The sequence below is a fragment of the Streptomyces sp. NPDC003248 genome (assembly GCF_055563235.1).
Map to the genome: position 1 here is coordinate 25,225 of NZ_JBVHDT010000021.1, position 24,739 is coordinate 49,963.

At 73.4% G+C, this 24,739-nt stretch carries 23 protein-coding genes; 8 read left to right on the plus strand and 15 right to left on the minus strand.

The genetic code is table 11. The features are described from left to right. Nucleotides 1-106: 106 nt before the first annotated feature. The 3 genes from ACZ3KJ_RS32580 to ACZ3KJ_RS32590 are packed head-to-tail and all read right to left on the minus strand — an operon-like array spanning nt 107 to nt 3,028. Nucleotides 107-1,027 carry a PfkB family carbohydrate kinase gene (locus ACZ3KJ_RS32580; RefSeq protein WP_467532281.1) on the minus strand — a complete coding sequence of 307 codons (921 nt, stop codon included), beginning with the start codon at nt 1,025-1,027 and terminating at the stop codon, nt 107-109. Further along, nucleotides 1,024-1,512 (minus strand): macro domain-containing protein, encoded by a 489-nt coding sequence (locus ACZ3KJ_RS32585; RefSeq protein WP_467532283.1) that lies wholly within the window; start codon nt 1,510-1,512, stop codon nt 1,024-1,026. Before ACZ3KJ_RS32585 ends, ACZ3KJ_RS32580 begins: the two co-directional genes overlap by 4 nt. Before the next feature lie 49 nt (nt 1,513-1,561). Beyond that, nucleotides 1,562-3,028: an amino acid permease gene (locus tag ACZ3KJ_RS32590; RefSeq protein WP_467532284.1), complete on the minus strand. Its 1,467-nt coding sequence runs from the start codon at nt 3,026-3,028 to the stop codon at nt 1,562-1,564. 282 nt (nt 3,029-3,310) lie between these two features. Between ACZ3KJ_RS32590 and ACZ3KJ_RS32595 the strand changes: the two genes are divergently transcribed. Next, on the plus strand, nt 3,311-4,042 hold the full coding sequence (locus ACZ3KJ_RS32595) for a MerR family transcriptional regulator (protein ID WP_467532286.1): 732 nt from the start codon (nt 3,311-3,313) through the stop codon (nt 4,040-4,042). Nucleotides 4,043-4,193: 151 nt separating this feature from the next. Here the strand turns inward: ACZ3KJ_RS32595 and ACZ3KJ_RS32600 are convergent, their stop codons facing one another. The 3 genes from ACZ3KJ_RS32600 to ACZ3KJ_RS32610 are packed head-to-tail and all read right to left on the minus strand — an operon-like array spanning nt 4,194 to nt 8,759. Then, nucleotides 4,194-6,371: a 3-hydroxyacyl-CoA dehydrogenase NAD-binding domain-containing protein gene (locus ACZ3KJ_RS32600; protein ID WP_467532288.1), complete on the minus strand. Its 2,178-nt coding sequence runs from the start codon at nt 6,369-6,371 to the stop codon at nt 4,194-4,196. 40 nt (nt 6,372-6,411) lie between these two features. Continuing rightward, nucleotides 6,412-7,626: an acetyl-CoA C-acetyltransferase gene (locus tag ACZ3KJ_RS32605; protein WP_467532289.1), complete on the minus strand. Its 1,215-nt coding sequence runs from the start codon at nt 7,624-7,626 to the stop codon at nt 6,412-6,414. A gap of 35 nt (nt 7,627-7,661) precedes the next feature. Then, nucleotides 7,662-8,759 (minus strand): CaiB/BaiF CoA transferase family protein, encoded by a 1,098-nt coding sequence (locus ACZ3KJ_RS32610; protein WP_467532411.1) that lies wholly within the window; start codon nt 8,757-8,759, stop codon nt 7,662-7,664. 480 nt (nt 8,760-9,239) lie between these two features. Between ACZ3KJ_RS32610 and ACZ3KJ_RS32615 the strand changes: the two genes are divergently transcribed. Further along, nucleotides 9,240-10,418: a saccharopine dehydrogenase family protein gene (locus ACZ3KJ_RS32615; protein WP_467532290.1), complete on the plus strand. Its 1,179-nt coding sequence runs from the start codon at nt 9,240-9,242 to the stop codon at nt 10,416-10,418. Nucleotides 10,419-10,491: 73 nt separating this feature from the next. On the opposite strand, the gene mmpA is transcribed toward ACZ3KJ_RS32615, so the two are convergent. From mmpA to ACZ3KJ_RS32630, 3 genes are all read right to left on the minus strand, one after another. Further along, nucleotides 10,492-10,638, minus strand: coding sequence for a morphogenic membrane protein MmpA (gene mmpA, locus ACZ3KJ_RS32620; RefSeq protein ID WP_467532291.1), 147 nt, complete (start codon nt 10,636-10,638; stop codon nt 10,492-10,494). Nucleotides 10,639-10,798: 160 nt separating this feature from the next. Continuing rightward, complete coding sequence (locus ACZ3KJ_RS32625; protein ID WP_467532293.1) at nt 10,799-11,494, minus strand: endonuclease V; 696 nt, start codon at nt 11,492-11,494, stop codon at nt 10,799-10,801. 61 nt (nt 11,495-11,555) lie between these two features. Next, the gene (locus tag ACZ3KJ_RS32630) at nt 11,556-11,882 is read right to left on the minus strand and encodes a plasmid stabilization protein (protein ID WP_389521779.1); all 327 of its coding nucleotides are present in this window, start codon (nt 11,880-11,882) and stop codon (nt 11,556-11,558) included. Between the two features lie 309 nt (nt 11,883-12,191). On the opposite strand from ACZ3KJ_RS32630, the gene ssgD reads away from it, so the two are divergent. The 4 genes from ssgD to ACZ3KJ_RS32650 all read left to right on the plus strand — a co-directional run bounded on the left by ssgD (nt 12,192) and on the right by ACZ3KJ_RS32650 (nt 16,669). Continuing rightward, on the plus strand, nt 12,192-12,605 hold the full coding sequence (gene ssgD / locus ACZ3KJ_RS32635; RefSeq protein ID WP_467532295.1) for a spore wall synthesis regulator SsgD: 414 nt from the start codon (nt 12,192-12,194) through the stop codon (nt 12,603-12,605). A gap of 322 nt (nt 12,606-12,927) precedes the next feature. Next, nucleotides 12,928-14,550, plus strand: coding sequence for an ABC-F family ATP-binding cassette domain-containing protein (locus tag ACZ3KJ_RS32640; protein WP_467532297.1), 1,623 nt, complete (start codon nt 12,928-12,930; stop codon nt 14,548-14,550). Nucleotides 14,551-14,693: 143 nt separating this feature from the next. After that, on the plus strand, nt 14,694-15,470 hold the full coding sequence (gene ddaH / locus ACZ3KJ_RS32645) for a dimethylargininase (RefSeq protein ID WP_467532299.1): 777 nt from the start codon (nt 14,694-14,696) through the stop codon (nt 15,468-15,470). Nucleotides 15,471-15,694: 224 nt separating this feature from the next. Further along, nucleotides 15,695-16,669: an acyl-ACP desaturase gene (locus tag ACZ3KJ_RS32650; RefSeq protein ID WP_467532300.1), complete on the plus strand. Its 975-nt coding sequence runs from the start codon at nt 15,695-15,697 to the stop codon at nt 16,667-16,669. Between the two features lie 190 nt (nt 16,670-16,859). Here ACZ3KJ_RS32650 and ACZ3KJ_RS32655 read toward each other — a convergent pair whose 3' ends face one another. Next, on the minus strand, nt 16,860-17,105 hold the full coding sequence (locus ACZ3KJ_RS32655; RefSeq protein WP_467532302.1) for a WhiB family transcriptional regulator: 246 nt from the start codon (nt 17,103-17,105) through the stop codon (nt 16,860-16,862). A 245-nt stretch (nt 17,106-17,350) separates the two neighbouring features. Here ACZ3KJ_RS32655 and ACZ3KJ_RS32660 point away from each other — a divergent pair, with 245 nt between their 5' ends. Continuing rightward, entirely contained in the window at nt 17,351-18,142 is a 792-nt protein-coding gene (locus ACZ3KJ_RS32660) for a VOC family protein (RefSeq protein WP_467532304.1), read from the plus strand. Nucleotides 18,143-18,173: 31 nt separating this feature from the next. On the opposite strand, the gene ACZ3KJ_RS32665 is transcribed toward ACZ3KJ_RS32660, so the two are convergent. The 3 genes from ACZ3KJ_RS32665 to ligD form a co-directional block, all read right to left on the minus strand. Then, nucleotides 18,174-19,223: a LacI family DNA-binding transcriptional regulator gene (locus ACZ3KJ_RS32665; protein ID WP_467532305.1), complete on the minus strand. Its 1,050-nt coding sequence runs from the start codon at nt 19,221-19,223 to the stop codon at nt 18,174-18,176. A gap of 152 nt (nt 19,224-19,375) precedes the next feature. Continuing rightward, entirely contained in the window at nt 19,376-20,314 is a 939-nt protein-coding gene (locus tag ACZ3KJ_RS32670; protein WP_467532307.1) for an ornithine cyclodeaminase family protein, read from the minus strand. A gap of 123 nt (nt 20,315-20,437) precedes the next feature. Then, the gene (ligD, locus tag ACZ3KJ_RS32675; protein WP_467532309.1) at nt 20,438-21,463 is read right to left on the minus strand and encodes a non-homologous end-joining DNA ligase; all 1,026 of its coding nucleotides are present in this window, start codon (nt 21,461-21,463) and stop codon (nt 20,438-20,440) included. A gap of 74 nt (nt 21,464-21,537) precedes the next feature. Between ligD and ACZ3KJ_RS32680 the strand changes: the two genes are divergently transcribed. Beyond that, nucleotides 21,538-22,623 carry an ATP-dependent DNA ligase gene (locus ACZ3KJ_RS32680; RefSeq protein ID WP_467532310.1) on the plus strand — a complete coding sequence of 362 codons (1,086 nt, stop codon included), beginning with the start codon at nt 21,538-21,540 and terminating at the stop codon, nt 22,621-22,623. A 98-nt stretch (nt 22,624-22,721) separates the two neighbouring features. On the opposite strand, the gene ACZ3KJ_RS32685 is transcribed toward ACZ3KJ_RS32680, so the two are convergent. Beyond that, on the minus strand, nt 22,722-23,912 hold the full coding sequence (locus tag ACZ3KJ_RS32685) for a zinc-dependent alcohol dehydrogenase (RefSeq protein WP_467532312.1): 1,191 nt from the start codon (nt 23,910-23,912) through the stop codon (nt 22,722-22,724). A 263-nt stretch (nt 23,913-24,175) separates the two neighbouring features. Next, on the minus strand, nt 24,176-24,640 hold the full coding sequence (locus ACZ3KJ_RS32690; protein WP_467532313.1) for a MarR family winged helix-turn-helix transcriptional regulator: 465 nt from the start codon (nt 24,638-24,640) through the stop codon (nt 24,176-24,178). Nucleotides 24,641-24,739: the final 99 nt, after the last annotated feature.

Sequence of the window (24,739 nt, forward strand, 5' to 3'; positions counted from 1 at the left end):
GACCGGTGCCCCGGCCTCGGTCCGGCCGTCGAGCCGGTCCTCGGTCTCCCCGTCCTGGGCCGTCGGCCTCGGTCACCGCGCGCGGAGTCGGTGACCGAGGGCCCTCTCAGCGCGGTTCGGCGGTCCGGGCGACGGCCGAGCGGGTCAGGAGTTCGTCGCGGTCGATCGCGTCCGTCCGCGTCGACGGCACGGTGCAGGCGTGGGCGCCGGCCACCGCGCCGAACAGGGCGCAGGTCAGGGGCGGCTCGCCGGTGAGACGGCCGTAGAGGAAGGCGGCCGCGAAGGCGTCACCGGCGCCGTTGGAGTCCACCACGGGGGCGGCGGGCGGCACCGCCGGGACGCGGGTCAGCTCGCCGTCGGCCAGCAGGTACGCGCCGTGCGCGCCCGCGGTGGCGACGACCACCTCGGCCCGGCCGCGCTCGGCGACGCGGCGCATGGTCCGCTCGGGGTCGGTCAGTTCGGCCGCGGAGAGGAAGACGACGTCGGCCTCGTACGCGAACGACGCGTGGTACGGGTTCTCCCCGTCCCAGTTGTGCAGGTCGGTGGAGATGCCGACGCCCGCCTCGCGCAGCACCGGCAGGGCGAGCGCGCAGGGCTGGGTGATCGAGACGTGGGCGTGGCGGCTCCTCGCGGCCAGGTCCCTCAGGGTGTCCTCGGGGAACCGGTCGTCGGGGAGCGAGCGGCTGGTGTCGTACAGGGACAGCCGCCGGCCGTCCGGGCCGACCAGGTTCACCGCGCGCTTGGTGCCGGCGGGCTGCGGGACCGCGGTGAGGCCGATGCCCCGGTCGCGGTGCAGGGCGCGGACCAGGTCCCCCTCGGGGTCGTCGCCGAGGAAGTCGAGGTGGTGGGTGCGCAGACCGAGGGCGCTCAGGCCCATGGCGACGAAGTCCCCGGTCTGGCCCGCGCGGGTGCGGACCCCGCTGTCGATCATGTAGCTGTCGGCGTACGGGAGCGGCAGCTCCGGGACGTACACGATGGTGTCCACGCCCGCGCCGCCCAGTACGAGGACGTCGATGTCACGGCTCAACTCCGGCCCTCCCCTTGGTCGTAGACCGTGACCGCGATCCCCCGTGCGGCCAACCGCTCGGTGATCAGCGGTTCGACGCGGGACCACGTGCCGCCGGCCAGGCCACACCCTATCCGCGGCATGTGGACGGAGGCGCCGAGTTCCGCCGCCCGGTCGGCCAGCCGTGCCAGTGCCGTGTCGATGGCCTCGTACCGCACGGGGACGCCCTTGCTGCCCGTCCTTGTCCCGCGCTGGCCGATCATGTTGGCCACCCACACGTACGGCTCGACCCGGACGCACTGGACGGCGCCCAGCCCGAAGTCGTTCGACGCGCGGTCCCGGTGCCAGGCGCGGTAGGCCTTCTCGGGCTCGGGCCAGCGGCGCGAGAGCGCGAGGACGAAGCCCTTCCCCCAGCCCCCGATGTCGTTGCAGACATGGGCGATCACCTTGACGCCCTTCACCGACGGCGCGGTGGCGTCCCCCCGGACATACGTGATCTCCGACATGACGCCACCGTAGGCGATGCCACTGACAGTGGCCCGGGCCCTTCCGCCGCTACGGCGTGAGCCGCGACAGCTCCTCGTCGGCCGCCCGCGCCACCCGGCGGCGGACCGCGAACCAGCCGCCGACCAGGGCGGCCGCGACGACCGGGACGAGCAGCAGGGTCTTGCGGCCGACCTCGGGGTCGTTCCACATCAGGCCGAGGACGGCGACCAGGAAGGCGATCGTGACGATCTCGGTGACCGGGCTGCCGGGGAGGCGGAAGGAGGGGCGGGCCACGAGACCGGCCCTGGCGCGGCGGACGAAGACCAGGTGGCAGATCATGATGATCACCCAGGTGCTGATGATGCCGAGGGAGGCGACGTTCAGCACGATCTCGAAGGCCTGCTCGGGCACGAGGAAGTTCAGGCCGACGCCGAGGACGCAGACCGCGCAGGTGAGCAGGATGCCGCCGTAGGGGACCTGGCTGCGGTTCATCCGGGCGGTGAACCTCGGCGCCGAGCCGGCCATGGCCATGGAGCGCAGGATGCGGCCGGTGGAGTACAGGCCGGAGTTCAGGGACGACATGGCGGCGGTGAGGACGACCAGGTTCATGACGTCGCCCGCGCCGGAGACGCCGATCTTCGACAGGACGGTGACGAAGGGGCTCTCGTCGGCCGAGTAGACCGAGCCGGGCAGCAGCAGCGCGAGCAGGACGACGGAACCGACGTAGAAGAGGCCGACGCGCCACATGATGGAGTTCACCGCGCGCGGGACGACCTTCTCCGGCTCGGCGGTCTCGCCCGCGGCGACGCCGACCAGTTCCAGGGCGGCGTACGCGAAGATCACGCCCTGCATGACGAGGACGACGGGCAGCAGGCCGTGCGGGAGGAGGCCGCCGTGGTCCGTGATCATGCTCGGGCCGGGCGTCCGGCCGCCCACCTCGTGCCGGGTGGCGAGCAGGAAGACACCGACGCACATGAAGGCGACGAGGGTGGCGACCTTGACGATCGCGAACCAGAACTCCATCTCGCCGAAGATCTTCACCGAGATGAGGTTCACCGCGAGGACCACGGCGAGCGCGACGAGCGCCAGCACCCACTGGGGGACGCTCGTGAACATGCTCCAGTAGTGGGTGTACAACGCGATCGCGGTGATGTCGGCGATACCGGTGGTCGACCAGTTCAGGAAGTACATCCAGCCGGCGACGTAGGCGCCCTTCTCGCCGAGGAACTCGCGCGCGTACGACACGAAGGAGCCGGACGACGGCCGGTACAGGACCAGCTCGCCGAGGGCGCGGACGACGAAGAAGGCGAAGACGCCGCAGACGAGGTAGGCCAGGGCGAGCGCCGGCCCCGCGGTGTGGAGGCGCCCGCCGGCGCCCAGGAAGAGGCCGGTGCCGATCGCGCCGCCGATGGCGATCATGTTGACGTGGCGGTGCTTGAGGTCCTTGCTGTAGCCGGCGTCGCCCGCGTCCGCGGGTGTCGCGGTCGCCTGGGGGTGGGCGGCGACGTCGGCCGTGCGCGCGGTGTCCTTGCTCACGGGTGGTTCCACTCTCTGGTGCGCCCGGGCGCCGTACGTCCGGGTGTCCTGACGGTCATGGCCCGCGGCTCCCTGGTCGGGGCACAGACCAAGGAAGCAGCTTCCCGGAGGTGTCCCTCTCATGCGGTGCTTCACGTCACAGAGCGTGACTTCTCACAGGACCGTCACATGGGGCGCGCGGGCCCCGGCGGTTCCCGCGATCCCGGCGGTCCCGGCGGTCCCGGCGGTCCCGGCGGTCCCGGTGGGTGTCACAGGGGTGGTGGGACAGCGATACTGCTGCACATGACGATCGAGACCGAGGAGCCGGCCCTCACGGTCGACGAGCTGGCCGCGCGGGCGGGGGTCACGGTGCGCACGGTGCGGTTCTACAGCACCAAGGGCCTGCTGCCGCCGCCGGTGATCGGTCCGCGCCGGGTGGGGCACTACGGTCCGGAGCACCTCGCGCGTCTCGCGCTGATCGCGGAGCTCCAGCAGCAGGGCTTGACGCTGGCGGCGATCGAGCGCTACCTGGACCGGCTGCCGCCCGGACTCGACGCGCACGACCTCGCCGTCCACCGGGCGGTGGTGGCCTCGTGGGCGCCGGACACCGTGGAGTCGGTGACGCGGGAGGAGCTCGAGCGGCGGGCCGGGCGGTCGCTCGGCGAGGAGGACGTGGACCGGCTCCGTGCCATGGGCGTGGTGGGGGCCGGGTCCGGCGGCCGGGCCGACGGCGGCTCGTACCGTGTCGATGCCGGGCTGCTGCGGCTGGGCGTCCGGCTCCTCGACGTCCCCCTGTCGCCGGAGGCGATCCTCGCCGCCCGGACCGTCCTGCTGGAGCATGCGCGCACCGCCGCCCACGAGCTGTCGCGGCTGCTGCGCGAGGAGGTGCCGGAGCGCGACGCGGGCGCGGTCCGGTCGCTGTCGGCGCACATGCAGCCGCTGGTGGTCCAGGCCCTGCTGACGGCGTTCCAGCGGTCGCTCACGGAGGAGCTGCGGGAGTGGATCGGGGAGCCGCCCACGGGCGGCTCACCCTGATCCCACGGGCGGCTCACCCTGATCTCCCGCGGGCGGCTCACCCAGATCCCCCGGGCGGCTCCTCCTGAGCGCGCCCACGGACGGCTTCCGCTGAGGGCTGTCCGTCCCCCGCGGGCGGGGCCCTGCGGCTCCACCCGCCCGCGGGCCCCGGTCAGCGCCCGTCCGTGAAGGTCTCCCCCGCCTCCGCCTTCCGCACCAGCAGCGCGGGCGGGGTGAAGCGGTCGCCGTAGCGCTCGGCGAGTTCCCGCGCGCGGGCCACGAAGCCGGGCAGGCCCCCCTGGTAGCCGTTGATGTACTGGAGCACACCGCCGGTCCAGCCGGGGAAGCCGATGCCGAAGAGGGAGCCGATGTTGGCGTCGGCGACCGAGGTCAGCACGCCCTCCTCCAGGAGCCGCACGGTGTCGAGGGCTTCGGAGAAGAGCATGCGCTCCTGCATGTCCTGGAAGGGGATCTCCGCCCCCTGCCGGGTGAAGTGTTCGCGCAGGCCCGGCCAGAGGCGGGTCCGCCCGCCGTCCTCCCCGTACTCGTAGAAGCCGGCGCCGCCGCTGCGGCCGGTGCGGCCGAACTCGTCGACCATGCGGTCGATGACGGCCTCGGCGGGGTGGCCGGGCCAGGTGCCGCCCGCCTCCTCGACGGCCCGCTTCGACTCGTTGCGGATCTTGCGGGGCAGGGTGAGCGTCAGTTCGTCCATCAGGGAGAGGACCTTGGCCGGGTAGCCGGCCTGGGCGGCGGCCTGTTCGACGGAGGCGGGCTCGATGCCCTCGCCGACCATGGCGACGCCCTCGTTGATGAAGTGGCCGATCACCCGGGAGGTGAAGAAGCCGCGGGAGTCGTTGACCACGATCGGCGTCTTCTTGATCTGCCGGACCAGGTCGAAGGCCCGGGCGAGCGCCACGTCGCCGGTGCGCCCGCCCTTGATGATCTCGACGAGCGGCATCTTGTCGACGGGCGAGAAGAAGTGCAGCCCGATGAAGTCGCCCTGGCGCTCGACCCCCTCGGCGAGGACGGTGATGGGCAGGGTGGAGGTGTTGGAGCACAGCAGGGCGTCCGGCGCGACGATGTGCTCGATCTCCTGGAACACCTTCTGCTTCAGGGACGTGTCCTCGAACACCGCCTCGATGACGGCGTCGCAGCCGGCCAGGTCCTGCGGGTCCGCGGTGGGCGTGATGCGGTCGAGCAGCGCGTCCGCCTTCTCCTGGGTGGTACGGCCCCGGGAGACGGCCTTGGCGCACAGTTTCTCGGAGTAGCCCTTGCCCTTGAGGGCGGCTTCCAGGGAGACGTCCTTGAGGACGACGTCGATGCCCGCGCGGGCGCAGGAGTAGGCGATGCCGGCGCCCATCATCCCGGCACCGAGGACGGCGACCCTGCGGACCTGGCGGGGTTCGACGCCCTGCGGGCGGTTGGCGCCGGAGTTGACGGCCTGGAGGTCGAAGAAGAAGGCCTGGATCATGTTCTTGGAGGTCTGGCCGGCGGCCAGCTCCACGAAGTAGCGGGCCTCGATGACCTGCGCGGTCTCCAGGTCGACCTGGGCGCCCTCGACGGCGGCGGCGAGGATGTTGCGCGGGGCCGGGTAGGGGGCGCCGCCGGTCTGCTTGCGCAGGGTGGCGGGGAAGGCGGGCAGGTTCGCCGCGAACTTGGGGTTCGACGGGGTGCCGCCCGGGATCCGGTAGCCCGGCCTGTCCCAGGGCTGCTGCGACTCGGGGTGGGCGTCGATGAAGGCGCGGGCCTTGGCCAGCATCTCCTTCTCGGTGGCGGCGACCTCGTGGACCAGGCCGTTCTCCAGGGCGCGGCGCGGGCTGTACTGGGTGCCCTGGAGGAGGACCTTGAGGAGGGCGTCGGCGATGCCGAGCAGGCGGACGGTGCGCACCACGCCGCCGCCCCCGGGGAGCAGGCCGAGGGTGACCTCGGGCAGGCCGATCTTCGAGCCGGGCGCGTCGAGGGCGACGCGGTGGTGGCAGGCGAGGGCGAGTTCGTAGCCGCCGCCGAGGGCCGCGCCGTTGATGGCGGCGACGACGGGCTTGCCGAGGGTCTCGATGCGGCGCAGGTGGCGCTTGATCTCCAGGCCGCCGTCGAACAGCTCCTGGGCGGTCTCCGGGGTGACACGGATCAGGTCGCGCAGGTCGCCGCCGGCGAAGAAGGTCTTCTTCGCGGAGGTGATGATGACGCCCCGGACGGTGTCCTGCTCGGCCTCCAGCCGGTCGGTGACCACCGCGAGGGAGGCGCGGAACGCCTCGTTCATGGTGTTCGCGGACTGGTCGGGGTCGTCGAGGACGAGGGTGACGAGGCCGGTGCGGTCCTGTTCCCAGCGGATGGTGGTGCTCTGTGTCATGACAGGTCTCCGTAGAAGTCGTGGGGTTCCGCCGGGGTGGTCAGACGCGCTCGACGATCGTCGCGACGCCCATGCCGCCGCCCACGCACAGCGTGGCGAGGCCGTAGCGCTTGTCCTGGCGCTCCAGTTCGTCGACGAGCGTGCCGAGGATCATGGCGCCGGTGGCGCCGAGGGGGTGGCCGAGGGCGATGGCGCCGCCGTTGACGTTGACCTTGTCCAGGGAGAGGCCCATGTCCTTCGCGAAGCGCAGGACGACCGCCGCGAAGGCCTCGTTGATCTCGACGAGGTCGATGTCGTCGATGGTCAGGCCGGCCTTGGCGAGGGCCTTGCGGGTGGCGGGGGCCGGGCCGGTGAGCATGATGGTGGGTTCGGATCCGGAGACGGCGGCGGAGACGATCCGCGCGCGCGGGGTGAGCCCGTACCGCTCGCCGATCTCCTTCGAGCCGATGGCGACGAGCGAGGCGCCGTCGACGATGCCGGAGGAGTTGCCGGCGTGGTGGACGTGGTCGATCCGCTCCACCCAGTGGTACTGCTGGAGGGCGACGGCGTCGAAGCCGCCCAGCTCGCCGATGTCGGCGAAGGAGGGCTTCAGCTTCGCCAGGGAGTCGGCGGTGGTGCCGGGGCGCGGGTGCTCGTCGTGGTCGAGGACGACCAGGCCGTTGCGGTCCTTCACCGGGACGACCGAGCGGTCGAAGCGGCCGTCCTTGACGGCCGTGGCCGCCCGTTCCTGGGAGAGGGCCGCGTACTCGTCGACGTCGCGCCGGGAGAAGCCCTCGAGGGTGGCGATGAGGTCGGCGCCGATGCCCTGCGGCACGAAGTTGACGGCGAGGTTGGTCATGGGGTCGTTGAACCAGGCGCCGCCGTCGGAGGCCATGGGCACCCGGGACATCGACTCCACACCTCCGGCGAGGACGAGGTCCTCCCAGCCCGCGCGGACCTTGGCGGCGGCCAGGTTGACGGCCTCCAGGCCCGACGCGCAGAAGCGGTTCTCCTGCACGCCCGCCACCGTGTCCGGGAGGCCGGCCGCGAGCGCGGCGATCCGCGCGATGTCGGAGCCCTGGTCTCCGACGGGGCCGACGACGCCGAGGACGATGTCGTCGACGGCGGCGGGGTCCAGGCCGGGGAAGCGGTCGCGCAGCTCGTGGATGAGGCCGACGACGAGGTCGATGGGCTTCGTCCCGTGCAGGGCGCCGTTCGCCTTGCCGCGGCCGCGCGGGGTGCGGATCGCGTCGTACACGTACGCTTCGGTGCTCACTGGCAAGCCTTTCGGGGTGGGTGGGCCGAGCGGGGTCAGTCGCCCTGCGGGGGGTCGGTCAGGAGCCGGGGGGCGTCCCAGTCGCGCGCCACGTCGGCCGTGTCGGCGCCGGGCCGCGCGGGACCGCCGCGGACGGCGGTGGGGGTGGCGGAGAAGCGGGGGGCGGGCGCGGGCTGGGTGACGCCGCCGTGGTCGGTGAAGGTGGCGCGGGCGGCGAGGTGCGGGTGGTGGGGGGCCTCGCGCAGCGACAGCACGGGCGCCACGCACGCGTCGGAGGCCGCGAAGACGGCCGTCCACTCGTCCCGGGTGCGGGACGCGAAGCGGGCCGCGACCGCCTTGCGCAGTTCGTCCCAGCGGGACGGGTCCGTGCGGGCGTCGGTGAAGCCGTCGAGCCCCAGCAGGCGTACGAACTCGTCGTAGAAGCGGGGTTCCAGGGCGCCGACGGCCATGTGCCCGCCGTCGGCGGTCTCGTAGGTGCCGTAGTACGGGCAGCCGCCGTCCAGGAGGTTGACCCCGCGGCGGTCCTGCCAGCCGCCGGCGGCGAGCATGCCGTGGATCATGGTGGAGAGGTGGGCGGCGCCGTCGACGATGGCGGCGTCGACGACCTGGCCGGTGCCCGTCGCGCGCGCGTGGTGCAGGGCGGCGAGGACGCCGACGACGAGGTAGAGGGAGCCGCCGGCGTAGTCGCCGAGGAGGTTGGCGGGGACGGCCGGGGGCGCGTCCGGGGCGCCGATCATGCCGAGGGTGCCGGTGAGGGCGATGTAGGCGATGTCGTGGCCGGCGCGGTGGGCGAGCGGGCCGTCCTGGCCCCAGCCGGTCATCCGGCCGTAGACCAGCCGGGGGTTGCGGGCGCGGCAGACGTCGGGGCCGACGCCGAGGCGCTCGGCGACGCCGGGGCGGTTGCCCTCGATCAGCACGTCGGCGCGGGCGGCGAGGTCGAGCACGCGGGCGGGGCCGTCCGGGGCCTTGAGGTCGACGAGCACGGAACGCTTGCCGCGGTTGGTGAGGTCGTGCGCCGGGTCGATGCCGAGGGCGGGGCCGCCGGGGCGGTCCACGCGGACGACGTCGGCGCCGAGGTCGGCCAGGAGCATGGCCGCGAAGGGGCCGGGCCCGATGCCGGCCAGCTCGACCACCCGCACTCCGGCCAGCGGGCCGTGGCCGGCGGTGCCGGGCCTACCGGGCACGGGGGCCGTACCGGGCACGGGGGCCGTACCGGTCGCGGGGGCCGTACCGGTCGCGGGAGCCGTACCGGTCGCGGGAGCCGTACCGGGCACGGGGGCCATGCCGGGCGCGGGGGCCGTACCGGGCACGGGGGCCATGCCGGGCGCGGGAGCCGTACCGGGCACGGGAGCCGTGCCCGCCGGTTCCGCTGTGTCTGCCGTTGTCATCCAGCCCCCTTGCTGTGACACAACCGATGTAACACCACTGATGCTAGGAACGTGTTCCAGTGGACACAAGACGCGCGGGAACGGCCGAGCAAGCGCTTGGCCAGTCTAGGCCGGGAGGCCGGGTTCCGCTCAGCGCCGTCCGGCCGAGAGGCCCGGGTCGCGCGGCACACCTCACGCTAGCCTCAGCCACCGACAGCGGCGCGTGCTGCACGACCAAGGGGTGTCATGAGCAGGCTAAGAAGGACGGACCGTCCGTACGACATCGTGCTCTTCGGGGCCACGGGCTTCGCCGGGACGCTCACCGCGGAGTACCTCGCGGCCCACGCGCCGGCGGACCTGCGCTGGGCGATCGCGGGCCGCGACGACACCAGGCTGCGGCGGCTGCGCGACGCGCTCCCCGGCGACGCGCGGCCCGCGGTCCTGCGGGCGGACGTGTCGGACCCGGCCTCGCTGCGCGCCCTCGCCGAGCACGCGCGCGTGGTGGCGACGACGGTCGGCCCGTACGTGCGCCACGGCGAGGACCTGGTGGCGGCCTGCGCGGACACCGGTGCCGACTACGTCGACCTGACGGGTGAGCCGGAGTTCGTCGACCTCATGTACGTCCGGTACGACGCACGCGCGCGGGAGACGGGGGCGCGGCTGCTGCACGCGTGCGGCTTCGACTCCGTCCCGCACGACCTGGGCGTGTACTTCACCGTCCGGCACCTGCCCGAGGGCGTGCCCCTGACCGTGGACGGCTACGTGTCCGTCGACGCCTCCTTCTCGGGCGGCACGCTCGCCTCCGCGCTGGGCCAGCTCGCCCGCGGCCGGCACCTGGCGGCCGCCGCGCGGGAGCGGCACCGTCATGAACCGCGGCTGATGGGCCGCCGGGCGACGGCACCGCTGGGGGCGCCCCGGTTCGCCCCGGAGGTCGGCGCGTGGGCGCTGCCCCTGCCGACCATCGACCCGCAGATCGTGCGCCGGTCCGCGAAGGCGCTGGAGCGCTACGGCCCCGACTTCCGCTACCGGCACTACGCGGCGGTACGACGGCTGCCGGTCGCCGTGGGCGGCGCCGCGGCCGTCGGGGCGCTGTTCGCCGCCGCCCAACTGCCGCCCGTGCGGCGCGTGCTGTCGGACCGGCTGAAGCCCGGGGAGGGGCCGAGCGCCGAGAGGCGGGCGCGCAGCCGGTTCTCCGTGCGGTTCGTGGGCGAGGGCGGCGGCCGGCGGGTGTGCGCCGAGGTCTCGGGCGGCGACCCGGGCTACGACGAGACGGCGAAGATGTTCGCCGAGGCGGCGCTCGCCCTGTCCTTCGACGACCTCCCGGAGACGGCCGGCCAGGTCACCCCGGCGGTGGCGATGGGCGACGCGCTGACCGGACGGCTGCGCGCGGCGGGCATCCGCTTCCGGGTGGCCGCGAGCCGCTGAACGGGCCTCGCCCGCACGCTCCTGGACCGGCGGTGCCGGCACGCCTCCCGGACCGGCCCGTCCTGGATCCGTCCTAGACCGGCCACTCCACCAGCGTGTAGATCATCCCGACGACCCAGGCCAGCCCCGCCAGGGTGGCGAGGACCAGCACGGCGTTCACGGCGCGTTCGACGGGCCGGTCGGGATCGGCGAGGGGCTTCGGGGCACGGTGCGTCGTCATGCGGGCCAGCCTGCCGGGCGACGGCCGGGCCTCACATCCGTACAGGTACTCAGGGCAGGTACTCAGTCGGGTACTCAGGCGGGTACTCAGCGCAGGTGCTCGGGTCAGGCACTCGGACCAGGCACTCGGGTCAGGTGGGCCGACGGCCGGAGCCGGCCGGTCAGGTGCGTGCCGTCGCGTCCCTCAAGGCCCGGCGGCACAGCGCGTCCGCCCTGCGGGTGGTCTCCGGCAGGCGGAACCGGGGGGTGAGCGCGAGGGTGTGGGCGCAGGCGTTGTCCAGGCCGACGCGGTGGCCGACGGACACGAAGACCGGCTTCACGTCCTGGCGGGTCCTGAGCGCACGGCCCACCTCCTCGCTGCCCGCCAGCAGCGGCGACCCGGACCCCCGCGGGGCGTCCGGGTCGTCGTACGTGAAGGTGAACGGGTTCTTGGCGACGCCGATCGTGGGCAGGCCGGTGAGGACCCCCAGGTGGCTGGCGAGGCCGAAGCGGCGGGGGTGGGCGAGGCCGTAGCCGTCGCAGACGACCAGGCCCGGCTCGCAGGGCAGGGCGGCGAGGGCGGCGAGGACGGTGGGGAGCTCGCGGAAGGCGAGCAGGCCCGGCACGTACGGGAAGGAGATCCGTCCGACGGCCGTGGCCTCGGCCACGACGTCGAGGCTCGCCGCGTCCAGCACGACGGCCGCCGCCGCCACGACGTCGAGCGCGTCGTCGTAGGCGACGTCGACGCCCGTCACCCGGCCCGTGCCGGGCGCGGGACCCGGCTCGTCCAGCACCACCCTCGCCCGCAGTTCGTCCTGCACGGCGCGGGCCTCGGCGTCGTTCGCGGGCCAGCCCGCCGGAATGCGTACGGTCGTCATGGTGAGGACGAGCGTACGGCTCCCGGGGACCGGCCCGCGAACGTGCCGCCGGGCGGCCGGGTCAGTCCTTGCCCAGGGCCCGCTGGAGCTGGCTCTTGTTCATGTCCGAACGGCCGTGGATGTTGCGCCGCTTGGCCTCCTCGTAGAGCTGGTCGTACGTGGGCCCCTGCGAGCCCTTGCCGGACCGCTGGCCGCCGCGCCTGCCGGACGACATGTCCTGCGTGGAGGTGCGGCTGGCGGTCTTCGACTCACCGGACCGGGCGCGTTCCTTGTTCACCGTGCGGGCGGCGATCTCCTTCGCCCGGTCGGTGCTCTCCCCCCGGTCCTGCGCACTCTTCTTGATGTGCTCGTACTGGCGCTCCCGCTTGGGGCTGGAACCGCGTGGCATGGGCGCTCACTCCTTTCGCGTGCTCCCGACGGGTACCCCGAAAGCGCGCGCCGACCGGCCCCCGGTCCGCGGATGTTCCCCCGCCGCCGGCGCCGGCCGCCCACCGGGGTGCCCCGTGCGCCGCGCCCCGCACCACGGGTCTCAACCGCCCTGGGGAGCACGGGAGGAGAAGTCGGTCACTCCCGTGCATGAAAGGCGGTGACCGAGGTCACTCGCATGGTGCGCACGGATCGGCCGGTTCCGGCGTCTCTTCCAGTGTCCGGCCCACCGTCCCGGACGTTTCGTCCGCCGTCACGAGGGAGCAAGGCGTTGTCCACCGTCATCGAGCAGCCCGTCGAGGCCCGCCTGGTCGCCGCCGCGCCCCGGATGCCGAACATCCCCGCCACGCTGCACTACGACCGACGCGATCCCTTCGCGGTCCGCATGACCTTCCCGGCGCCGGCCACCCTGGAGGGCGTGGACGTCTGCTGGACCTTCGCCCGCGACCTGCTCGCCGCCGGCCTCCACGGCGCCGAGGGACACGGCGACGTCCGCGTCCGCCCCTACGGCTACGACCGCACGGTCCTGGAGTTCCGCGCGCCCGAGGGCACCGCGGTGATCCACGTGCACTCGTCGGAGATCCGGCGCTTCCTGCGGGCCACGAGCGAGCTGGTGCCGGCCGGCCGGGAGCACCTCCAGCTCGACCTCGACCACGGCCTGGCGGAGCTGATGCGGGACGCGTGACCGGCCCGGTGCGGACGTGTGACCGGCGCGGTGCGGGACGTTCTGTCGGCCGTGATTAATGCGTTGACAGCCTTCTCACCCCCCTCCTACGGTGTGGAACGCTTCTGTTGCCGCCGATTGGAGAAGGACGTTGCTCGTCTGAGGTCCTGAGACACCGCGCCACACCCGCGAGAGGGGTGGGCGTCGCGTGCGACCTCGGCCGTCCGAGCCGTCCTTGCGCAACAGGGCTCTTTCCGTGCCCGCGCAACCCGCTCCCGCAGTGGTCGCCCCCTGGTGTCTCGATACGCGTTGCCCTGACCGCACACGCAACCGCGAGGCCCACTTGTCCGTTTCCGTCACCTGTTCCGCCCTCTCCTTCGCCTGGCCGGACGGCACCGCCGTCTTCGAGGGGCTCGACGTCGCCTTCGGCCCCGGCCGCACCGGACTCGTCGGGGCCAACGGCTCCGGCAAGTCGACCCTGTTGAAGCTGATCGCCGGGGAACTCGCCCCCGCCGACGGCGCCGTCCGCGTCGCCGGCGAGGTCGGGTACCTCCCGCAGAACGTCACCCTCGACACCTCCCTCCGCGTCGACGAAGCCCTCGGCATCGCCGCGCAGCGGGCCGCGCTGCACGCCATCGAGGACGGTGACGTGTCCGAGGCGCACTTCGAGACCGTCGGCGACGACTGGGACGTCGAGGAGCGCGCCCTGGCCGCCCTCGGCGAGCTCGGACTCGGCCACGTCGACCTGGACCGCACCATCGGCGAGGTGTCGGGCGGCGAGTCGGTGCTGCTGCGGCTGGCCGCGCTGCTGCTGCGCCGCCCGGACGTCCTGCTGCTCGACGAACCCACCAACAACCTCGACCTGTACGCCCGCCGCCGGCTGTACGCGGCCGTGTCGTCCTGGCCGGGCGTGCTGGTCGTGGTCAGCCACGACCGCGGACTGCTGGAGCTCGTCGACCAGATCGCCGACCTGCACGCCGGCGAGGTCACCTGGTACGGCGGCACCTTCTCCGCCTACGAGGAGGCCCTCGCCACCGAGCAGGAGGCCGCCGAGCGGATGGTGCGCGTCGCGGAGGCCGACCTGCGCAAGCAGCGACGCGAACTGGCCGACGCCCAGGTCAAACTGGCCCGCCGCAAGCGGTACGGCCAGAAGATGGCGGACAGCAAGCGCGAACCGAAGATCCTCATGGGGGCGCGCAAGCGCGCGGCCCAGGAGTCCGCGGGCAAGCACCGCATCCTGCACGAGGAGAGGCTCGCCGAGGCCCGGGAACGGCTCGACAAGGCCGTGGACGCCGTGCGCGACGACGACGAGATCCGCGTCGACCTGCCGTACACGGCCGTACCTCCCGGGCGCGAGGTGCTCACGCTCCGGGACGTGCGCCTGGCGTACGGTGCGCGCGTGGTGGGCGGCCTCGACCTGCGCGGGCCCGAGCGGGTCGCGCTGGTGGGGCGCAACGGGGCGGGCAAGACCACCCTGCTGCGGACCATCTCCGGGGAGCTGGCGCCGGTGTCGGGCGAGGTGGGCGCACACGTGCCGCTGCGGTTCCTGCCGCAGCGCCTGGACGTCCTGGACGGCGAGCTGACGGTCGCCGAGAACGTGGCCCGGTTCGCGCCCGACGCCACCGGCAACCGGATCCGCGCCCGGCTGGCCCGCTTCCTGTTCCGCGGCGCGCGCGCCGACCGGAAGGCGGCGACGCTGTCCGGCGGGGAGCGGTTCAGGGCCGCCCTGGCCGCCCTGATGCTCGCCGAGCCGGCGCCCCAGCTGCTGCTGCTGGACGAGCCGACGAACAACCTCGACATGGCGAGCGTGCGCCAGCTCACCACGGCCCTCGCGTCGTACGAGGGGGCGCTGGTCGTGGCCAGTCACGACCTGCCGTTCCTGGAGTCGATCGGCATCACCCGCTGGCTGCTGCTGGACGGGGAGCTGCGGGAGACGTCCGCGGAGGAACTGGCCGGTCCCGCGTAGGACCGCGGGTCTCAGGAGGGGCACAGGCCGGTAACGGGGATTTCGTCCCGGTGGACGGGCCCTGCATGATGGCTGACCGGCGCCGCGTCAGGGGCGCCGGTCAGGGTCGGCCCTGACCTCCCACCGATGCGAAAGATCTGGTCGTGCCCAGCAAGAAGGCCCTCATCCGCCGCCCCGGCCCGCGCCTCGCCGAAGGCCTGGTGACACACGTCGCGCGGGAGACGGTCGACGTCGGGCTGGCCGAGGAGCAGTGGGAGGCGTACGCCGAGGCCCTGCGGACGCACGGCTGGGAGACCCTGGAGGTCGACCCGGCCGACGACTGCCCGGACTCCGTGTTCGTGGAGGACACGGTCGTCATGTACCGGAACGTCGCCCTGATCGCGCGGTCCGGCGCGGAGTCCCGGCGTGCGGAGACCGCCGGCGTCGAGGAGGCCGTGGCCCGGCTCGGCTGCTCGGTCAACTGGATCTGGGAGCCGGGCACCCTGGACGGCGGTGACGTGCTGAAGGTCGGCGACACGGTCTACGTCGGCCGCGGCGGCCGGACCAACGCGGCCGGCGTCCAGCAGGTGCGGGAGGCCTTCGAACCGCTGGGGGCGCGGGTCGTGGCCGTACCGGTGAGCAAGGTGCTGCACCTGAAGTCGGCGGTGACCGCGCTGCCCGACGGCACCGTGATCGGCCACATCCCCAAGGTGGACCGGCCGTCGCTGTTCCCGCGCTTCCTGTCGGTGCCCGAGGAGGCCGGCGCCCACGTGGTGCTGCTGGGCGGCCCCAAGGTGCTGATGGCGGCGAGCGCGCCGCGGACGGCCGACCTGCTCGCCGACCTCGGGTACGAGCCCGTCGTGGTCGACATCAGCGAGTTCGAGAAACTCGAGGGCTGTGTGACGTGCCTCTCGGTGCGCCTGCGGGAGCTGTACGCCTGACCGGTCGGCGGGATCGTCCCGGTGGCCCCGGGACCTGCGGATCCGGGGCCGTCCGCCCTGCCCGGACGCCCTCCGCGCGAGGTGCCGGAGAGCGGCTGATCAGGGATCTTTACGGCGCGCTTAACCTACGGCTTCGTAACCTACGGATTCGTAGCCTACGATCCCGTAAGTTCCGGCGCACCGCCGGACGGTTTCCGCTCTGCATCACGTCCCCTGGAGTACCCGTGACGATCGCCTCCCCGCACCTCGGCAGCCCCTCCGTCTGGACCGACGCCCGGCTGCTGTACGCCCTGGAGGAAGTGGTCGAGAAGGAGCTGAACCGGCACCTCAAGGTCGCCAAGGACTGGATGCCGCACGAGTACGTGCCGTTCAGCGACGCCCGCAACTTCCCCGGCTTCTTCGAGGACGGCGAGGCCTGGGACAAGGAGCAGTCGAAGGTCACCGAGGTCGGCCGGATCGCCCTGGTGGTGAACCTGCTGACGGAGGACAACCTCCCCAGCTACCACCACGAGATCGCCACCCTGTTCGGCCGGGACGGCGCCTGGGGCACCTGGGTGCACCGCTGGACGGCGGAGGAGGGCCGGCACGGCATCGTGATGCGCGACTACCTGCTCGCCTCGCGCGCGGTGGACCCGGACAAGCTGGAGCAGTTCCGGATGGCCCACATGAGCGAGGGCTTCGAGTCCGACAACCGGCACTCGATGCTGCACTCGGTCGCCTACGTCGCCTTCCAGGAGCTCGCCACCCGCATCTCGCACCGCAACACCGGCCACCAGTCGGGCGACCCGGTCTGCGACCGCATGCTGGCCCGCATCGCCACCGACGAGAACCTGCACATGGTCTTCTACCGCAACCTGCTCAAGTCGGCGTTCGAACTCGCGCCCGACCTGACCATGCAGGCCGTGCGGGACGTCGTGGTCAACTTCCGGATGCCCGGTCACGGCATCCCCGGCTTCGAGCGGGCCGCGGCGCAGATGGCGATCGGCGAGGTCTACAACCTGCGCATCCACCACGACGACGTCCTCCAGCCGGTGCTGCGCCACCTGAAGGTCATGGAGATCGACGGCCTCGGCCCCGAGGGGCAGAAGGCGCAGGAGGAACTCGGCCTGTTCATGGGCGGCCTGGACGCCGAGGCCCTGAAGTTCGACGAGAAGCTGGCGGCGCGCAAGGCGCGCATGGCGGCCCGCGCCGCCGGCTGACACACGGCTCCGCCGAACGACGGACGGCCCGCACCGGGAAGGACCTCCCGGTGCGGGCCGTCCGCGTCGCGCAGCCGTGGTCCGCGGTCGGTGTCACCATGCCGCCTCGGACCACGCCCGCGCGGTCGGCCTTCCCGGTTCCCGGTTCCCGACCACACCCCCGCGATGCGGTCGCCCGGCTCCCGCGGGCTCAGTACGAGGCGCGCCGCAGCTGCAACCGTTCCTTCTCGGACAGGCCGCCCCATACGCCGAAGCGCTCGTCGTTGGCGAGGGCGTACTCGAGGCAGGCGGGGCGCATGTCGCACAGGGTGCAGATGCGCTTGGCCTCCCGCACCGAGCTGCCGGGCTCCGGGAAGAAGAAGTCCGCCCCGGTCTGCGCGCACAGCGCCTCCCGCTGCCAGGCGAGATCGGGCGTCGATGTGGTGTCGGTGTACATGGCCAGCATCGTGGCGAACGGCGAAAAACGTTCGATCAACGCCGGATATACGCGGTGCGGCAGGGCCTCCGGCCGCCCCGATGGTGCCCCCGCCACGGGGTGCGGCGCACGGCGGCGCGCGGGACCGCGACACAGGAGGGCCGCCGCCCCCGCCCTCCTCCCCCGGCCGGGCTCCGGCAGCGGTTGTCGGTGGGCGGTGCGAGACTCGGCAGTGCATCGGCGGGACTTCGACGAGGAGGACGAAGATGCTCACCACCCGTTTCGTCGACGGCGCTCCGAACTGGATCGACATCGGTACGAGCGACATCGGGCGCGCCTCCGTCTTCTACGGTGCTCTTTTCGGCTGGCGGTTCGAGTCTGCGGGGCCGGACGCCGGGGGCTACGGCTTCTTCCGGCTGGACGGCGGCATCGCGGCGGGCGGTATGCAGACCACGCCCGAGCAGGGCCCGCCGTCGTGGACGGTGTACTTCCGGTCGTCGGACGCCGAGAGCACGTGCGCAGCCGCCGAACGGGCGCACGGCAGAGTGGTCTTTCCGCCGATGGAGGTGAGGGACCAGGGCACGACGGCGATCCTCGCCGACCCGGCGGGCGCGCCGTTCGGCATCTGGCAGCCCGCGCGGCTCCAGGGCCTGGAGGTGGCGGGAGCGCCGGGCTCGCTGTGCTGGGCCGAGCTGTATACACCGGACGAGGCCGCGGCCGCCGCCTTCTACCACGCCGCCCTGGGCCTGGAGACCTCGGCCGTCTCCCTCCCCGGCGGCACCTACACCAGTGTCCGTCCGGCGGGCGCCGGGGAGGACGGCGCGTTCGGCGGGGTCGTCCCGTCGGCCGACGCCCCCACGGAGGCGGGGGCGGGGGCGTACTGGCTGCCGTACTTCGCGGTCGGGGACGTGGACGCGCTGGTGGGGACGGCGCGGGAGCTGGGGGGCGCGGTGCGGCTGGCCCCCACGGACATCGAGGACGTCGGCCGGATCGCCCGTCTCGCCGACCCGGACGGGGCCGGCTTCGCGGTGATCCGCACCGCGCCGCGGCGGACGTGAGCACGGCGCGGGATTCCGGAGCGGGGGCCGGTCAGGCCGAGGCGCGGCGCACCAACGTGGTCGGCAGGACCACACCGGACGGTGGGACTTCGGCTCCGTCGTCCGGTCCGGCGTGGGGCGTGCGGGGGTCGAGGCCGCGCAGCAGGAGGCGGGCCATGGTCCGGCCCATCTCCTCGATGTCCTGACGGACCGTCGTCAGCGGCGGGTCGGTCTGTTCGGCGACGGGCAGCATGTCGTCGAAGCCGACCACGGCGACGTCCTCGGGCACCCGCAGTCCGCGTTCGCGCAGGACGCGCAGGGCACCCGAGGCGGTGAGGTCGTTGGCGGCGAACACGGCGTCGACGTCGGGGCGGCGGTCGAGGAGTTCCCGCATCGCCCGCTCACCGCCTCCGAAGGTGAAGTCGCTCTCCACGACGAGCCGTGGATCGGTGTCGCCCACGACGTCCCGGAACCCTTCCAGCCGGTCCACCGCGGAGGTCTGGTCGCGGGGACCGGTGAGGTGGGCGATCCGGCCGCGCCCCAGACCGGCCAGGTGGCGGACGGCCGCCCGGGCGCCGCCGCGGTTGTCGCTGTCGACGTACACCACGTCGCGGGTGCCGTCGCTCCAGCCGGGGCGGCCGCCGAACACCGTCGGCACTCCGGCGCCCTGGATCAGCCCGGGCAGCGGATCGTCGAGGTGCAGCGAGAAGACGAGGGCGCCGTCGACGTGGCCGCCGGCCAGATAGCGGGCGACCCGGGCATGGTCGTCGCGGCCCTCGGTGAGCAGCAGTACGAGCTGGTTGTCGTGGGCCGTCAGTTCCTTGCTGATGCCGCGCAGGTGGAGCGCGAAGAAGGGGTCGGCGAAGATCCGGGTCTCCGGTTCGGCGATGACGACGGCGACGGCGTCGTGCCGCTTCGTCACCAGGCTGCGGGCGGCCTGGTTGGGCACGTACCCGAGTTCCTCCACGGCCCGCCGGACCCGCTCCGCGAGGGGCTCGCGCACACCGTCCCCGCCGTTGACGACCCGTGAGACCGTGGCCCGGGACACCCCGGCCCGGGCGGCCACGGCCTCCAGCGTGGGACGCGGCGCTGTCTCGGTCACTACGGGGCTCCTCCTCGACGGCTGGGGGACAGAATAGCCGCGCGCCACGGCGCCGACCGGCGACGGTGAGAGCGCTCCCGCCACCGGAGAGCACCGGCACACGGCGGCGCGCCGCGCGCCGGTCCCAGGTCAGCCGGTCGGCGGTTCGGCCCTCAGGCCAGCAGGTCGATCCGCCGCCCGACGCCCGTCCGTTCGGCCCGCTCGTACGCGAGCCAGGCGAGTGCCAGGTCCTGCCAGGGCAGGCCGACAGGGGCGTACACGGAGCGGGTGGCGGGATCCGTGCGCCCGGGGTGGTCGCCACGCAGGATCTCGCCGAGGGTGGCGGCTGCGGCCTCCGGGGGCAGGCCGGCGGAGGCGAGCACGCCCATCTCGGCCGCCGGCTCACGCTCGTCGACGACGAGCAGTGCGGCCTCCAGCAGGTCGCGGGCGAGTTCCCGCTTGCCGGGCTCGTCGGCGCCGAGGCTGGTGAGGTGCTGCCCGGCGTGGGTGTCCGCCAGGCACAGCAGCGGTGTGCGCGACCAGGTCGCCAGCAGGACGACGTCGGCGGCCGCGGCCACCTCCACGGCCGATCCCGCGGTCCGTCCGACGTGCCGGGCGGCGAACGCGGCGGCCCGGCCGGCGTCCGTGTCGTGGACGACGAGCGGGCGCCGCCCGCGCAGGACGGCGAGTCCGTGCAGCACCAGCTCCGCCTGGGCGCCCGCGCCGACCACCCCGAGGGTGCCGTCGGCCCGTCCGGTCAGGACGTGGGTGCCGAGGGCGGCCGCGAGGCCGGTCCGCCAGGCGGTGACCGTGGCGGAGTCGAGGAGAGCGAGCAGTTCGCCGTCCCGTCCGCCGTGCAGGCAGATCACCCCGCGCAGTGCGGGCCGGGCCACGGGGAACTTGGCGTTGACCTTGACGGTGTACGCCTCGATGCCGGGCAGCAGCCCCGGTATCAGCGCTGTCGCCGTGCCGGGGAACGGCAGGTCGGTGCGGATCCGGCGGCCCGGTGTCCGTTCCCCGTCCGCGCGGCGGAAGCCCTCGTCCAGGGCGGCCAGGCAGGCTTCGGGGTCCAGCACCGTCTCCAGGTCACTGCGGGTCAGGACGAGGGTCATGGCCCCATGATCCCTCAGTGCCCGTGATCCCTCGATGCCCGTGATCCTCCGGAGTCCGTGATCCCCCGGAGTCCGTGGGCCCTGGAAGGCGCGGCCCCGCGCGGGATCGGGGCGTGCGGGCCGTCAAGGGGCCGGTGGGTGGTTCTTCTTCGCGCGGCTCGGCTGGACGCGGCGGGGTTCGCCCGGCATCTTCGGGTACTCGGGCGGGTACGGCAGGTCGCCGAGGCCGTGGTCGCGTTCGTCCTGGGCGGCCAGGTCGAGGAGCGCGTCGAGGGAGTAGGCGTGGTCGTCCATGTCGGCGTGCACGTCGCCGAGTTCGGCGTACCGGGCCGGCATGGTCGCGATGTCGAAGTCGCGGGGGTGGGCCCGGCCGACCTCCTCCCAGCGCAGGGGGGCGGAGACGGGGGCGTGCGGGCGGGGGCGGACGGAGTAGGCGGAGGCGATGGTGCGGTCGCGGGCGGTCTGGTTGTAGTCGAGGAAGATGCGTTCGCCGCGCTCCTCCTTCCACCACTTGATGGTGACCCGGTCCGGCATGCGGCGTTCCATCTCGCGGCCGACGGCGATGGCGGCGCGCCGGACCTGGGTGAAGGTCCAGCGCGGCTCGATCGGCACGAAGACGTGCAGGCCGCGGCCGCCGGAGGTCTTGGGCCAGCCGCGCAGTCCGCCGAACTCGTCGAGCAGCTCGCGCAGTTCGTGGGCGGCGCGCACGGCGTCGTCGTAGTCGGTGCCGGGCTGCGGGTCGAGGTCGATGCGGAGTTCGTCGGGGCGGTCGACGTCGGTGCGGCGGACGGGCCAGGGGTGGAAGGTGAGGGCGCCGTACTGCGCGGCCCACAGCACGGCCGCCTCCTCGGTCGGGCACATCTCGTCGGCGGTGCGGCCGCTGGGGAAGGCGATGTGGGCGGTCGGGATCCAGTCGGGCATGCCCTTGGGGGCCCGCTTCTGGAAGAAGGACTCGCCGGTCACGCCGTCCGGGTAGCGCTCCAGGGTGGTGGGGCGGTCGCGCAGGGCGCGCAGGATGCCCGGAGCGACCGCCTGGTAGTAGCGGGCGAGGTCGAGCTTGGTGAAACCGCGCTCCGGGAAGAAGACCTTGTCCGGGCTGGACAGCCGTACCGTCCGGCCGCCCGCCTCCAGTTCCACCGCGTCACCCATGCGAGCCACGGTAGGCGCACCTCGCACGGCACGCATACCGGGCGATACCCGACCCGAACGAGCAGAATCGGAGCATGGATCTGCCGGTCATGCCTCCCGTGAAGCCCATGCTCGCCAAGTCGGTGACGGCGATCCCGCCCGGCATGCAGTACGAGGCGAAGTGGGACGGGTTCCGGGCCATCGTGTTCCGCGACGGGCCGGACGTCGAGCTGGGCAGCCGTACCGGCAAGCCGTTGACCAGGTACTTCCCCGAGCTCGTCGCGGCCCTCCTGGCGCGCGTGCCCGAGCGGTGCGTGCTGGACGGCGAGATCGTGATCGCGCGGGAGGGGCGGCTGGACTTCGACGCGCTCACCGAGCGCATCCACCCGGCGGACTCGCGGGTGCGCACGCTCGCCGAACGGACCCCCGCCTCCTTCGTCGCCTTCGACCTGCTGGCACTGGCCGACCAGTCGCTGCTGGACGTGCCGCTGAGCGACCGGCGGGCGCTGCTGACCAGGGCGCTGGAGGGGGTGACGCCGCCCGTCCACGTGGCGCCGGCGACCCTGGACGTCGAGGTGGCACGGCAGTGGTTCGAGGAGTACGAGGGCGCGGGCCTGGACGGGGTGGTCGCCAAGCCGCTCACCCTGCGGTACCTCCAGGACGAGCGCGCCATGTTCAAGGTCAAGCACGAGCGCACGGCGGACGTGGTCGTCGCCGGCTACCGGCTGCACAAGAGCGGCCCGGTGGTCGGCTCCCTGCTGCTGGGCCTGTACGACGACCGGGGCGCCCTCCAGCACGTCGGGGTCTCCGCCGCGTTCTCGATGAAGCGCCGGGCGGAGCTGGTCGAGGAGCTGGAACCGCTGCGCCTGGCGGACGCCGCGGGCCACCCGTGGGCGGCCTGGTCGGACGAGACCGCCCACGAGACGGCCCGGCTGCCCGGTGCGCCGAGCCGCTGGTCGGGCAGGAAGGACCTGTCCTGGGTGCCGCTCGCACCGGAGCGGGTGGCCGAGGTGGCCTACGACCACATGGAGAACGGCGCGCGTTTCCGGCACACGGCCCGCTTCCGCCGCTGGCGCCCGGACCGGACACCGCAGAGCTGCACGTACGCGCAGCTGGAGGAGCCGGTGCGCTACGACCTGGCGGAGATCCTCGGCGCACCGCCCCGGACACCGCCCTCCTGAGGCACAGCGGCGCTCACAGTGGCGCTCACAGTAGCGCTCACGGTGGCGTTCTCACGGCGGTGTTCTCGGCGACGCCGGCGGTGTTCTCGGCGACGTCCTCACGGCGTCATGAGGATCTTCACCGCGCCGTCCCGCTTCCGCTGGAACATCTCGTACGCCTTGGGCGCCTCCGACAGGGGCAGCCGGTGGGTGGCGAAGTCGTCGACGCCGAGGGGGTCCTCGTCCGTGAGGTACGGGATGATGTCGTCGGTCCAGCGGCGCACGTTGGCCTGGCCCATCCGGATCTGGATCTGCTTGTCGAACAGGGTGAGCATGGGCATCGGGTCGGCCATGCCGCCGTAGACGCCGACCAGGGAGAGCGTCCCGCCGCGCCGCACCAGTTCGATGGCGGTGTGCAGGGCGGCGAGCCGGTCGACGCTGAACCGCTCGGCGAGGGGGCCGCCGATCTTGCGCGGCAGCAGGGCGGAGGCGTTCTGGACGAGACGTGCGGCGGCGCTGCCGTGGGCCTCGGTGCCGACGGCGTCGATCACGGCGTCGGGGCCGCGGCCGTCGGTCTCGTCGCGGATCGCGGCGACCAGTTCCTTCTCGCTGTCGAAGTTGCGCAGGTCGTACGTCTCCACGCCGCGCGCCTTGGCCCGCCGCAGCCGGTCGCCGACCAGGTCCACGCCGATCACCCGTCCGGCGCCGCGCACCTGGGCGACCCGGCAGGCCATGTCGCCGATGGGTCCGAGGCCGAGCACGGCCACGGTGCCGCCCTCGGGGACGTCGGCGTAGGAGACCGCCTGCCAGGCGGTGGGCAGGACGTCGGAGAGGTAGACGAAGCGGTCGTCGGGCGGTCCCTCGGGGACCTTGATGGGCCCGAACTGGGCCTGCGGCACACGCAGGTACTCGGCCTGGCCGCCGGGCACCGCGCCGTACAGGCGGGTGTAGCCGAACAGGGCGGCGCCCATGCCCTCGCCGGTCACCTGGGTGGTCTCGCACTGCGTGGGCAGGGCGTTCAGGCACATCCAGCAGCCGCCGCAGGCGATCTGGAAAGGCACCACGACCCGGTCACCGGCCTTCAGGTCGGGGACGGCCGGGCCGACCTCCTCGACGATGCCCATGGGTTCGTGTCCGAGGATGTCGCCGGGGGTCATGAACGGGGTGAGCACCTCGTAGAGGTGCAGGTCGGAACCGCACAGTCCGGTGGACGTGACGCGGATGACGGCGTCCGTCGGTTCCTGGATCTTCGGGTCGGGCACGGTCTCCACCCGTACGTCCCGCTTCCCCTGCCAGGTCACTGCCTTCATCGTGCCGCGCTCCCTCCACCGAGTTTCGGGGTCCCGCCGTGTCGGGGGGCCTGGTCCTGGGTGCCGCCCGGGTACCCGGCGGCGCTGCCCCGAACCGCGCGGGCGCCCCGGCCGGTCCGGCCCGGTCCGCCCCGCGGAGGGTGCGGGCAGCCGCCGGCTCGCGGGGTCTGGAAGGCGTGACGGGGGTCAGGAAGGCGCGCGGGGTCTGGAAGGCGTGACGGGGGCCGGGAAGGCGTGACGGGGGCCGGGAAGGCGTGACGGGGTCAGGAAGGCGTGACGAGGGGTTCCACGGGGTTGCGGAGTCCTTCGGTCGCGTCCGAGACGCGCCGGATGAGGTCGAAGAAGACGACCTGCTCCTCGGCGGAGAGCGGGGCCAGGAAGACCTGGTTCATCCGGGCCGTGCGCACGCTCAGCTTGCGGTGGACGCGCTGCCCCTCGTCGGTGAGGCGGAGCAGGAAGCGGCGGCCGTCCTGCGGGTCGCGGACCTTGTCGAGCAGTTCGCGCCGGCCGAGCCGGCTGATGACCTCGGCGATGGTGGAGCGGTCCAGTCCCACCCGTTCGCCCACGGTGCGCTGGTCCAGGCCGGGCTCGGCGACGAGCGCGTTCAGCACCGCGAACTGCGGTGAGGTGATCTCCTCGGAAACCATGGTGTTCCACAGAAGGTAGTGCGCCTGCTGCAACCGGCGGGCCAGGTGCCCGGGGTGGGAGGAGAGGTCCACCGCGGCCATGTGCGCTCCCGAGATCGTCTTCGTTTCGTTGGTGCACTGAACAATACCGCGCGGGAGCCGGATCGCACCTTCAGCCAGCCAATGTGATCTGACCTGCAC

Excerpts from the sequence above, each read along its gene's own strand:
- ACZ3KJ_RS32660 (WP_467532304.1), top strand. The coding sequence starts at position 17,351 with ATGCTCACCACCCGTTTCGTCGACGGCGCTCCGAACTGGATCGACATC.
- ACZ3KJ_RS32615 (WP_467532290.1), top strand. The coding sequence starts at position 9,240 with ATGAGCAGGCTAAGAAGGACGGACCGTCCGTACGACATCGTGCTCTTC.
- ACZ3KJ_RS32585 (WP_467532283.1), bottom strand. The coding sequence starts at position 1,512 with ATGTCGGAGATCACGTATGTCCGGGGGGACGCCACCGCGCCGTCGGTG.
- ACZ3KJ_RS32655 (WP_467532302.1), bottom strand. The coding sequence starts at position 17,105 with ATGTACACCGACACCACATCGACGCCCGATCTCGCCTGGCAGCGGGAG.
- ACZ3KJ_RS32625 (WP_467532293.1), bottom strand. The coding sequence starts at position 11,494 with ATGACGACCGTACGCATTCCGGCGGGCTGGCCCGCGAACGACGCCGAG.
- ACZ3KJ_RS32690 (WP_467532313.1), bottom strand. The coding sequence starts at position 24,640 with ATGGCCGCGGTGGACCTCTCCTCCCACCCCGGGCACCTGGCCCGCCGG.
- ACZ3KJ_RS32680 (WP_467532310.1), top strand. The coding sequence starts at position 21,538 with ATGGATCTGCCGGTCATGCCTCCCGTGAAGCCCATGCTCGCCAAGTCG.
- ligD (WP_467532309.1), bottom strand. The coding sequence starts at position 21,463 with ATGGGTGACGCGGTGGAACTGGAGGCGGGCGGCCGGACGGTACGGCTG.
- ACZ3KJ_RS32595 (WP_467532286.1), top strand. The coding sequence starts at position 3,311 with ATGACGATCGAGACCGAGGAGCCGGCCCTCACGGTCGACGAGCTGGCC.
- ACZ3KJ_RS32670 (WP_467532307.1), bottom strand. The coding sequence starts at position 20,314 with ATGACCCTCGTCCTGACCCGCAGTGACCTGGAGACGGTGCTGGACCCC.
- ACZ3KJ_RS32630 (WP_389521779.1), bottom strand. The coding sequence starts at position 11,882 with ATGCCACGCGGTTCCAGCCCCAAGCGGGAGCGCCAGTACGAGCACATC.
- ACZ3KJ_RS32685 (WP_467532312.1), bottom strand. The coding sequence starts at position 23,912 with ATGAAGGCAGTGACCTGGCAGGGGAAGCGGGACGTACGGGTGGAGACC.
- ACZ3KJ_RS32600 (WP_467532288.1), bottom strand. The coding sequence starts at position 6,371 with ATGACACAGAGCACCACCATCCGCTGGGAACAGGACCGCACCGGCCTC.
- mmpA (WP_467532291.1), bottom strand. The coding sequence starts at position 10,638 with ATGACGACGCACCGTGCCCCGAAGCCCCTCGCCGATCCCGACCGGCCC.